The sequence below is a fragment of the Blautia intestinihominis genome (assembly GCF_040096655.1).
GTDB lineage: Bacteria > Bacillota > Clostridia > Lachnospirales > Lachnospiraceae > Blautia_A > Blautia_A intestinihominis.
Window position 1 is genome coordinate 93,085 of record NZ_JBBMEI010000004.1, and the last position, 12,878, is coordinate 105,962.

4 protein-coding genes are annotated in these 12,878 nt (G+C 47.4%); all 4 read left to right on the plus strand.

Annotation, left to right across the window (positions count from 1 at the left end):
* The first annotated feature begins 2 nt into the window (after positions 1-2).
* Entirely contained in the window at positions 3-1,364 is a 1,362-nt protein-coding gene (locus tag WMO75_RS02695; RefSeq protein ID WP_349077557.1) for a DUF4430 domain-containing protein, read from the plus strand.
* The gene (locus WMO75_RS02700; protein WP_349077559.1) at positions 1,365-3,443 is read left to right on the plus strand and encodes a hypothetical protein; all 2,079 of its coding nucleotides are present in this window, start codon (positions 1,365-1,367) and stop codon (positions 3,441-3,443) included. It abuts the gene before it with no gap.
* Between the two features lie 31 nt (positions 3,444-3,474).
* Positions 3,475-7,398 carry an Ig-like domain-containing protein gene (locus tag WMO75_RS02705; RefSeq protein WP_349077560.1) on the plus strand — a complete coding sequence of 1,308 codons (3,924 nt, stop codon included), beginning with the start codon at positions 3,475-3,477 and terminating at the stop codon, positions 7,396-7,398.
* 323 nt (positions 7,399-7,721) lie between these two features.
* On the plus strand, positions 7,722-12,878 hold a 5,157-nt coding region (locus WMO75_RS02710; protein ID WP_349077561.1), incomplete at its 3' end, for a DUF4430 domain-containing protein.

The following is a 12,878-nucleotide window of genomic DNA, read 5'->3' on the forward strand; positions in this document are numbered from 1 at the left end:
GCATGAAAAGAAACAGTAAAAAAAATAAAAAAAGATTTTCCAGGATCATCCCGGCACTCTGGGGACTTGCCTGCCTTTTGATCTTCGCAGGAGTTCTTTTTGCCGGACTTGGAAACTATCACAGAGAAATACAGGAAAATCCGATACAGGGGATCAGTGCCGGAAGCTCCTTCAAAGGCTATCTGGGAACCGGTTATGCTTATGCCGGGCAGCAGGAAAATTCACAGAACGGGGACGAAGCCCAGGGAGAACAGGCACAGCTTCTCGATGAAGAAGAACAGCAGGAAGATTCCGAGACGGAAGAAGCCGGGGAGACTGAGGAAGCAGACCTGACAGACGGAGAGAGCGAACAGAACCAGAATGAACAGAGCCAGCAGGAACCAGATGTAACGGAGACACCGGAAACCTCTTCGGGAGATGACGGCATACAGAGCGATGTAGAGGAAAATACGATTCAGTATGACGGTGACCAGGAGGATTCCGATGAATCCGACGAGGGCGAACCGGAGAGAGATGACAACCGGAACCAGGAAGGTGCGGAAGTACCTGTCACCCCGACTCCGCAGCCGCCGTCAGAGGATGAGGACGAAGACCGTTATCCGACGATCGCGACAGATCTGACAGACGGAGAGACTGTCAACGCCGCTTATCGTACCTTTTATGTACAGGCGAAAGACTGGTATGGAAACAGCCTTGGCTCTACTTCTCTTGAAGTTTATGGCAACGGACAGAGACTTTCGGTCAGCGGCGAGCCTTCTCAGGGCGTGCTCGCGTACCGTCTGGATCTGGAAGAAGATGCGAATACCATAGATATCAAGGCAACCGATACAGAAGGCTGGAGTACCACACTGCCGACGTTTACCATCTACAAAGGCGAGGAAGGCGGTGCAGAATCGGCAGGCTCCGTCAGCATCAGCATTGAGGCCGGAAGCGTAGGACTTGGAACAATCCTTCCCTCGACTTCTGTTGACTTTTATCAGGGAGAACAGCTTTCTTCCGTGGTACTGAGACTGTTACAGAACAGTGGACTGGACTGGAGAAATGACGGAGATGTGACAGGAGGCTTTTACCTCAAGGCGATCGGACGTGGCGGGATCACAGCAGGTGCGGCGATTCCGGATGATCTGATGGCGCATCTTGAAGCGGTCAACTGTCAGCTGTCAGGACACGATGCCAACTGGCTCGGTGAGTTTGACTTTACAATGGATTCCGGATGGCTGTATTTTGTCAACGGAGAATATATGAATGTCGGAATGTCGGCATATTTTCCGGCAGACGGAGATGAGATCCGGATCCGTTTCTCTCTGTACTCAGGTGCAGACGTAGGAGCCGGAACAAATGGCGAGACATGGGGGGACTGGTAAATGAACAAAAGATTTGTAATGGGAACACTTTCGGCAGTGCTTCTGGCAGGAACAGTGCCGGTCTGTGAGGCAGGTGCGGCGGAGGAAACTTCCGGCAGCCAGGTCGCGGAATTTTCTGAACTTTCCGATGATATAAATCAGGAAAATACAGAAGAAGTGGTACCGACTCAGGAACCTCTGGAAACACCGGAACCCGAATCGACAGAAGAGCCGCAGCCAACGGAAGAACCACAGCCAACGGAAGCACCGCAGCCAACCGAAAGCCCGCTCCCGACCGAAGTACCACAGCCGACCGAAAGTCCGGAGCCGACTGAGGCTCCGTCCCCGACCGAGACACCGCCACAGGAAGAATGTGCGCTGCATCTTACCGGAGTCAGAGCCATCCGGACAGCGGACAATCAGGTGGTTCTTCTGTATCAGGCAGACGGGGAAGGCAAGGTCTGTATTTCGGCAGTCCGTGAAGGCCAGCAGCCGGTATTTGATTTTGAAAGCACTGCCCGTCCGGTTGAGACCGGAGACAATCAGCAGTCCGTAAACGTTCCGGCAGATGCCGCCTGCGAGATTTATCTGCTTGTACAGGATCAGAACGGCAACAGAATGACAGAAGCGGTGAAACTTTCTTTGGCAGCAGCCAGAAAGGTACATGCGGCAGTTCATACAGAACCGGCAGATGCCACCGTTGCCGTCCGCAATGAACTGGGACAGGAGATCAAAGGCTCCCGTGGGATCTATGCGCTTTACAAAGGTGAGAAGTATACGATCACCGTTTCAAAGGACGGCTATGAGACAAAAACAGAAACCATAACAGCAGATACAAAGACAACACAGTACAGGATCTCCCTGACCGGTAATGATGCAGAGCTTAAGCATCTGTATGTTTCCAGCTCAGACACCTATGGCAAAGGAATCCTGAAGCTGGATCCGGCATTAAAAAAAGACCATGACCGATACAGCGCCACCTACGACGGAGAACGGCAGAGCCTGAACCTCTGGCTGGAATCTGCCTCCGGTGCCACAGTAAAGGTCTATGCGCTCAGCGGGATCAAAGCCTCGACCGTGCAGAAAGATGAGACCATCAAAGGTACACAGGACAAAGAAAAACATCCATACTGGAAGATTTATTTTGCTTCTCAGGAAAAAGAAGCAAAGATCCGCGTTCATGTGACCGCACAGAACGGGACATCCAGAGATTATTATCTTACCCTGAGCCTGACGGACAAAACAGCTCCGGTGCTCAAAAAAGTCAGCGCCAGCAGGATTTCCGAAGATAAGGCCTCTGTGGTATACAAGACCAGCGAAAGAGGAATGTGTTACTACCAGGCAGGAGAAGCCGGAGCAAAAATCCCCACACCCGATACCAAAGGGGCAGGCGAGGAAGTTTCCGCCGGAACCAATACCATCACACTGACCGGATTTACCCAGGGTCAGAAAGACCTGGTGATCGTAGTCAAAGACACAGCAGGAAACATCAGTGACCGTCTGGTGATCCGGATCCCGGATATTAAGAAAAAGGGGCAGACCCAGCAGAATAACGGTAACGGTACAAATGTCGCACAGAGACCGGGATACGGAGGCAACAAATCCGAAGCGGTTCTTCCGGGAGGACAGAACAACGGAGAAGGATCACTGGATAAGCTCAAAACAGTCCAGGCAAAAGAAACGTCTTCCGAATCCAAAACGCAGAAGGACGGAGAGGATACAGAGCAGAATGGCAAAAAGAAACTGACTGTCCATGAGAAAACCGCTTCCAGAGACAACAGCACAAAAAACACCGGAAGTTCAGACAAACAGAGCAAAACCGCAAAAACAGACAAAACAGCCCAAAAAGCAGCCGCAGCCACAGCTTCTGCGCCAAAGGGCGGAGGGAAAGGCGGCACGGGAGACAGTTCATCGACCGGCGGGAAACAGACCGGAAGCGCCACCGGCACCGTGGGAAAAATCTCCCACACCTGGAAGCACATGCGTCTTCTGACAAGGACACTTCTGGTGTTCGCACTGGCAGGAATTCTGTATCTCGGATTCTTTGCCGGAGCCAGACGACATTACAAGAAACAAAAACTGAGTGATCCGATGATATGACAGAAACAAAGATAAGGAGGGAATTTATTTTATGAAGCCGATCATGAAAAAATGGCTGACAGGTCTTCTGTGTGCATCACTTCTGGCAGGAAGCGCGCCGGTCTATGGAGCAGATTTCAGTGCAGAAGCTGACTTTTCTTCGGAAATCTCCGTAGAAGAAACACAGGAAGAAGACCAGACAGAGCCGGAAACACCGTCTGAACCGGAAGCTCCGGCAGAGGTCGATCTGGAACAGCCGGATGATTTCAGTTCACAGGACGGTCAGGACACTGCGGAAACCCCGGATCCGGATGCACCTTCCGATGACTTCAGCGCCGATGATCTGATTTCCGATGACAGCGAAGCACCGGAAGTGCAGATCACAGATGAGACCGAAGATCAGAAAGAATATCTGACAGATTTAAACGTCTATACCGGAAACGGAGTAAAAGACGCTCTGAAACTCGACAGAAGAGAAGACATGGACGAAGAATTCGGCGGCAGAGTCTACACCGTAGAATATGGTTCCAACTATAACTCTTCCGCACTCTGGATCAGTGCCAACCTGGCAGAAGGCGCACCGGAAGGATCCACTGTGACACTCTCCGCATGGAATCTGTCAGGAAAACAGGAAACAAAAGAGATGTCCGCCACTGCATACACAGACGGACAGAGATATTCATTTTCGGATATTTTTGCTTCCGGCAATGGAAAAAGAGCCATCTACACCATCAAGGCAGGAACCGAAAGCGACAGCGTAACTTATAAACTCGTAGTGCTTCGAAGACTGGACCTTTCTTCGATCAGATGCTACCTGCCGACCGATACCGACATGGCAAAAAACCTGATCACAGATTTTGACACCTCCGGAGTGACAAGAGATTACGAAGTGTCTGTGACCGGAACGGACAAGGTGAAGATCAGGGCAGTACCTTTCGGGGAAAACTGGTATGGTCTCACCATAAACGGACAGAGCATTTCATCAGGAGATCCGATCGAGATTCCTCTGACCGGGGATTCGACGGAGATCGCCTTTGAGATGAAAGAGGATGGAACCTATGCGGATCCGGACTGTCAGGAAAAAACCTATACCTCTACAGGAAGCTACAAAGTCACCGTTCAGAAACAGCTCAGCGATTCTGTGACATTTCAGGTGACACCGCAGGATGCAGTCATCAGCGTTTACGACAAAAACGGAGAACGCATGGAACCGTCACAGGATTCTGCCAGCACATTTGCTTCCCTGATCAAAGGCCAGGAGTATACCTGGAATGTTTCCCACTATGGCTATATTTCACAGAGAAATACCTTTAAGGCAGGAGAACAGGCTGAGATCACTGTAGAACTTAAGAAACAGGATGCCACCCAGCCGGAGATTACCGACAATGACTGGACTAATTTCCGGAACAGCGAGAGCAATAACGGAATTACAGGCACATCCACACCGACCGATGCATCTTCGACCGTTCAGAAATGGGCGATGCGCATTGGTGTCGGCCAGGAGGCATCTGTCACACCACCGCTGATCCTGGGAGGCTATCTGTATGTGGCATCCGGACAGTTTATCTACAAACTCAACAAAAATACAGGAGATATCGTAGCAACCAGTGAACCGCTCAACGGAAATATGATCTATGCGCTGAATCCGCTTACCTATGCAGAGGGAATGCTGTTCGCCCAGATCGGCGGCGGCCAGATTCAGGCAGTCAGTGCTTCCACTCTCAGATCCGTCTGGATCAGTGAATCGCTGGGTGGTCAGACCCTCTCTCCGATCACATACAAAGATGGATATATCTACACAGGAACCTGGAATTCCGAGACCACGGCAGGCTCTTATTTCTGCCTTTCCGTGACCGACGAGGATCCGTCAAAAGGCGATGAGACCAAGTACTGTACCTGGAAATACAACCACAAAGGCGGTTTTTACTGGGCAGGCTCCTATGCGTCCGGCGATTATCTCGTATTCGGCTCCGATGATGGTTCCGGAGAAAAAAACTATACCAGCACGGCGATCCTCTATTCTGTCAACACCCATACAGGTCTCCTTCTGGACAAACTGACAGGACTTAACGGAGACATCCGTTCCACCGTAGTTTATAACAACGGATACGTCTATTTTACAACAAAAGGCGGCTACCTTTACCGTGTGGCGATGAATACGGACGGAACCTTTGGCAGAGCAGACAGTTACAACCTCGGTGGCATGGCAACAGCAGCCCCGGTAGTATACAAAGGAAGAATCTATGTCGGCGTCTGCGGACAGGAAAGCCACCGGTTTGACGCCGATGCGGGACATCATTTCGATGTTTTGAATGAATCCGCTGCGGGACTTTCCCTGGCATATGAAGTTTCGATTCCGGGATATCCGCAGGCAGCGCCGCTTCTTTCTACTGCATACGAGAATCAGGATTTCAACGGGGACGGACAGGCAGACGGACGTGTTTACCTGTATTTTACCTACAATGCCAGACCGGGCGGACTCTATATGCTGGCAGACGAGCCGGGACAGACCTCCGGAAAAGCAGAAGAACTGTTCCGTCCGGGAAGTGATCAGCAGCAGTACTGCATCAGCACGATCTGCGCTGACAGAGACGGAACATTGTACTACAAAAATGACTCCAACTACCTGATGGCAGTCGAGACAAACGGTGCATATCTGGACAGTGTGACTGCACAGGCAGACAATGGAAAAGTAACCTGGGACAAAGCTTTCCAGCGTTCTGTGACAGAGTACACCATAAGAACCGCAGAAAATGCTTCAAAAGTAACACTGAATTTCAAAACCCCGGCAGGATGCACCCTGACGGTCAATGGAAAAACTGCCGGAAATACATATACCGCAGATGTAAGCTCCGGAAGCGCGGAAGTTACGGTCGTGGCAACTCTGGCAGGAAAGAGCAGAACCTATACGCTCCATCTGACAAAAGACCAGGGAAATACAAACCTTGCGAACCTGACCGCCAGCACCAGCAACACTTATTCCGACAGTACGAAATGGCTGGCACTGACACCGGCATTTAGCGCAGACAAAACCAGCTACCGCGTCACCTATCTGGGCAGTTCTTTCCTGCGCATCTATGCAGAACCGGCAGATCCGTCTGCAGAAGTGACCATAGAAGCAGGAAAAGGCATCAGTAAGGTGATATACAAAGGAAAGGTGACAGGAAGTGGTTCTGCAGTCCGGCTTGATGCTTACTTTGACAGTGATGCTTCGATAGAAGAAGCGCAGGTAAAAATCGTTGTCACAGCAAAGACAGGAAAGAAAACAGAATACACTCTGACCATTCAGAGAAAAGAGACGATTTCCACACCGACACCGACACCGACGGTAACTCCCACACCAACGGCGACACCAAAGCCGACCCCTGTGCCGGAGAAATTCGGGGCATGGAAAACCGTATCAAAAGCAACGGTATTTGCACCGGAGAAACAGCAGCGAAAAGGAACAAAGGGAACTGTTCAGACCAGAACCGTCGGAAGGAAGCTGACCCCGACGATCCGTCTCAATACTACGAATATTAAATTACGGGTAAAACAGACGACAGCCCTGGTAAAAGTCAGCGGGCTTGCGAGAGGAGATTCCATCCGTTCCTGGACTTCCTCCAACCGGAATATTGCAACGGTAGATTCCAGAGGCAGGATTACCGGAAAACGTGCAGGCAGAACCAGAATCACAGTGACACTGAGAAGCGGAAAAAAAGCGTACATCAATGTCACAGTGCAGAAGTCCATAGTCAGAACCGAAAAGATCACCGGTCTTCGCTCTTCCCAGACCATGAAACGAGGAGCGAAACTGACCCTGAAACCGGTTCTGACACCACTCACTTCCCAGGAGAAGATCACCTATAGTTCTTCAAACAAAAACGTGGCAGTCGTTTCTTCCAGAGGTGTGATCACCGCCAGAAAGAAAGGAACCGCGAAGATCACAGTAAGATCCGGAAAGAAATCTTATGTGATCAAAGTAACTGTTAAATAAAATACAGACAGACCGTGGATTTGCAGTAAATTCACCGGTCTGTCTTTTTATGGTAAAAAATTACAAAATCCGGCAGAAGAAATTGACGTAAGGATGCAAAAATGCTACAATACAGTCAACAACATAACCAGGCGTGGTCTGACCGGAGAACCGGTCAGTTTGTGGCAATCCGGTGCGACTCCGGAACTTCTATTTGCTGTATGAAAGGTTACGCGGAAACCATTTTAAGTCGGCAGTACCAGCGCGTTGTATAGGGCAGAGACTCATCGATATTATGAGGCTCTGCTTTTTGTTGCCAAAATCATTTCAAAAGGAGGAAGAAGATGAAGAGAAAAGAACTTTTCAGACGGTTATCAGCCATTTCCATGGCGGCGATGATGACCGTGACAGCAGTACCTTCCAATATTTTTGCGGCTGATATTGAGTTTACTGACAGCGAGCAGGAAACGACAGAAGCAGATGCGGAAACAGCAGAAGCAGACGTAGATTTTGCGGATGCAGAAGAAGAATCACAGGCGGATGTGGAGGAACCGGAAGTTGAGGATGCTGTGCAGGAAGCAGAAGGCGGAACTGGCGAAGCAGATATATTTTCGGATAAAAACGAGACCGTAGAGGAAGATTTTCAGTCGGATGCAGCAGGAACAGCCACTCCGGCAGCAGACGCAACGGTACATATGACGATCAGCGTGGCTGGTGTTCTGGCAGATGCCAAAGATGGTACAGCCATGGCACAGAGAGATGTTACCGTTAAAGACCTTAACAGCGACGGAATTCTGACATACGATGAGGCACTGTCCGCAGCACATGACGAATATTACGAAGGCGGTGCGGCAGCAGGATATGCCAGCGCAGACAGCCAGTACGGACTCAGCCTGACAAAACTCTGGGGAGATACCAGCGGATATTTTGGATACTGGGATAATGACAGATCCTGTAACAATCTCTCTGATGAAGTCAAAGCAGACGATTACCTGACGGCTTTTGTTTACAAAGACCAGTCGGCATGGAGCGATTCCTATACAAGATTCGTTCAGAAAGAATACCAGGCAACAGTGGGAAAAGCAGTTACAGTTTCTGTAGAAAAAGCATCTTATGATGAGAATTACAATACGGTATTTGCTGCTTATGACGCTGCAGGGCTGACTGCTTATGACAGCGAATATAAACCACTGGCAGCAGATGCTTACAGCGTTGACGGCAGTAACGTGACATTTAACCAGGCAGGAACCTACTACCTGGCAACCGCAGGAACCGACAGCGTAAACCTTGTACCGGCAGTTGCGAAGGTGACGGTGGAGGCCTGGAAAGCACCGTTCTCTAATATTCGCCTTTATGCGTCAGATATGGATTATACAAATGAACAGGATCCGATTGTATATACACCAGATTATGATGCAGATGTACATCAGTATGCAGTTACGGTGCCGGATTATCTTTCCAGTTTGTATGCAGCAGTTAATTATGCCGATGGAGTAAAGCACTATTCAGTAATGTATACAACTTCTTGGGGAAAATATGGAAGTGGACATTCAAGTACGATAGAAGATAATGTTGATACGGGCAATGCCTATTTTCCAAATGGATATGTGGGTATTTATTATCAAGATGGAAGTCCGGACGCACAGGATAAGGCATATCTGTTTAATGTAAATCAGTATACTACATTAAAAGATTTAACAATAGATGGTCTGGTAGATCAGGAATTTGACAGAGAGATAAAAACTTATCATGTTTATGCAGATGATGCCAAAAACAGTATATCTATCACACCAACAGCATATAAATCTAATTATGTCGTTAATATAAATGGAACAGATGTGACCAGTGGGGAGACATATGAATTGCCGTATAACTGGGATGAAAACGGCAAAATGGAAGTCAGCATTACGGTTAGTAAAGACGGAATGACTGCAACCACATATACTGTGAATCTAGAAAAGATTCCCAAAAAAGATACACCAGTTATCATTGAACAGCCAGTAAAACGAGCTGACTATATTATAAATGAGAAGACAGAAGAAATTTCTTTTAAAGCAAGTGCCAATGGAGAATTAGCTTATCAATGGTATGTAAACAGTACAGATTCCAACGAAGGTGGAACTCTTATTCAGGGGGCAACAAAGGCTGTATATGCTCCGGCTTCAGATAAAACAGGTACTTTCTATTATTATTGTGTAGTTACAAATAAAGATAGAACAGAAAATAATGTAACTTCAACAAATGCTACCTGTGTTGTGATTGATGAAGATCCGACTCCGGTGGCAAAGATTACTACGCTTGGAGATGAACTTCCTAATGACTACCCATATGCATGGAAAAGAGGCTATATTTATAATATAGGAGACACTCCTACACCTCTGAAAGTAGAAGCAACATCAGCAGTGGAAGGGGGATCCTGGTCGTATCAATGGATGTATACGACAAAAGCATATGATCCAGAAAGTTGGGGTATATGTGGAATTACTACAAGTAATGAATATGCGCCATATACTAACAAAAAAAGAGTAAATAATACAGGTTTGTTCTATGGATGTCAGGTAACTTATACTTATAAAGGAAAGGAGTATACTTCATGGGCTTCCACTGGAGAAATGTATACAGAAGGTGAAGGCGAAATAGTAGGTGCTTACGTTTTTATTAAAGCAACCAGTGCATCAGTATCAGCACCTATTATAAATAAGCAGCCAGTTGGTGCAACTTATAATGTAGGGGACATTATAATTCCCTTGGCTGTTTCTGCATCAGGAAAAGGGTCTGTTTCTTATCAGTGGTATATAAATGATGCAGAAAATACAGAAAATGGGACAGCTATTGAAGGTGCAACTGAGAGTGAATATACTCCTGGAACTACAGAAGAAGCGGGTATAAAATATTATTATTGTGTAGTAACTAATTCACTGCAGGGATATACATCCAGTATAACTTCCGAGATTGCTAAAATTGAGATTAAAAGTGTAAAAGATTTAATCAAAGACAAACTTTCTGGATCAGGTACGCAGGAAGATCCTTATTTGATTAAAACAGCAGAGGATTGTCAGAGTGTTGCGGAACTGGTAGCAGAAGGGATTCCTTTCAAAGATGCTTACCTGCGTCAGGAAAATGACATTACGCTTCCGGCTGGATGGAAACCAATTGGTGTTACCAAAGATGGCAGCAACGATATTAAAAGAGGTCAGAACCTGAATGCATTCAGTGGAATTCTGGATGGAAATAACAAGACGATAACCATTCCGGAGGGTGGACTTCCACTTTTGGGATATGTGCAGAATGCAGAAGTACGCAATCTGAATATCTATGGTACAAAGATTGCAGGTTATGGACTGGTAAATAATTTTGAAGGCGTTGGACTTTCTGGAAACGCGATTACTATTGAGAATGTAACATTAAAGAGAGGATCCAGCACTCTGAAATCCGGTTTCCTTGGTGCAAATGTCACTACAAATGGATATGCAGGTTGCTCTGCCGGTTTTGTGGCAACACTTCGCAACTGTACAGTTGAAGAAGGCGTTGTGATCGGTTATGACAGAGATCAGACAATGATCGGATCTTTTGCAGGCCGTATGCAGGGAAAATTAGAGAACTGCGTAAGCCATGCAGCCGTTTATGGTAAGGATTATGTCGGTGGCATCATTGGAACCCGTGACAATGCAATGGGCAACTGTGCAGTCAGTGGATGTGAATTCAATGGAACGGTTGAGGCAAGTGGACAGCATGCCGGAGGAATCGCAGGCGGCGGTTATGAAAACAATACAGCTCCAAACGGTATCAAAATTACAATTAATAACTGTAAAGTAGGTGGCACAGTTACCGGTGCAGACAAAGTCGGCGGTATCCTTGGCGGTGACAGCTATGAGGTACAGGTCTGGAATCCATATACCATGAAGGGCAACTCCTTCACAGGTAAAGTACAGGCGACAGCAGAAAATGCTTCTTATATTGGTGGAATCATTGGATTTTATGAAAGCCTGAACAAATTTGACGACATCTCAAACAACTACTATGCAAAAGACTGCGGTGCAGACAGAGGTATCGGTTTTGTTCAGTATGTAGATACAAACTGCACAACACACGAGACAGCGAGTGGAGCAACTTATTTCAGTACAGAAAAGAACACCGATGACTGCCCGGCAGTAGTCGGATGCAACTGGAAAGCACAGCACAACCGTACCGATGACCCGCTTGGTGCAGATGCAGCGAAACTTGCGAACACAGACGGTGTCAAGCTTTATGCAGAGAAACTGGAGATTTCCGGTGACTACCGCACAGAATTCAATCAGGGCGAAGACCTTGACCTGACAGGAATGACGGTCAAGGCACAGATGAGCGATGGAACCACGAGGGATGTTGCAGTATCAGAACTTACCATTGACGGATACAACAAAGACGGACACGGAGAGCAGACTCTGACACTTTCCTACAGTGGAGCATCCACCCAGATTGTCGTCAAGGTCCTTAAGAAAGACGCACAGGACATCAAAGTGAACTTTATGCTGCTTGGTGACCAGAAACATGACAGTGATACTGACAAAACATATCACACCCTTCATGCGGATAATCTGGAAACATGGATCGCAGATTCCGAATATGAAGTAGGTGGAAATGCAACCGTACTGGATGTAGTTACAAAAGTCCTGACAGAGAATGAATATACTTTCGAAAATGCAAAAGGAAACTATATTTCATCTATTACAAAAGCAGATGGAACTAAACTTGCTGAGAAAGACAATGGCACAAACAGTGGATGGATGTACACTCTGAATGGCAGCCATCCGGAACTTGCAGTAAATGAGCAGTATCTGGAAGATGGCGATACAATCGTATTCCATTACACTGATGACTACACAAAGGAACATGACCATGTATGGAGCAGTGAATGGACATTCGATGAAAATGCACACTGGCATGAATGCACTTACCAGTGGAGCAAATGCGACATCACAGACAACACAAAGAAAAACGGATATGCAGCACATACCTTCGACGAAGGTAAAGTAACCAAAGAGCCGACCTGCAAAGAAGCAGGAGAAAAGCTCTACACCTGTACGGTCTGCGGAGCAACCAAGACAGAGGAGATTGCAAAGACAGATAAACATACCTATGACAAAGGTGTAGTGACAAAGAAAGCAACTTATACAGCAACAGGCGTGAAGACTTATACCTGTACAGTCTGCGGTGCGACAAAGACAGAAACAATTCCGAAACTGAAACATACACCGAAATATGTATGGAAGACTGTTTCAAAAGCAACGGTATTCCAGCCGGAGAAGCAGGTCGGATACTGCGTATACTGCAAACACACACAGACCAGATACCATGGAAGCAAACTCAAAGCAACCATTAAACTGAATACAACCGCCATCACTCTGCAGAGAAAACAGGCAACCAGAATGGTCAGAGTAAGCATGGCAAACGGAGACTCTGTCAAATCCTGGGCTTCCACTAACACAAAGATCGTAACTGTAGACAGAAACGGTCTGATC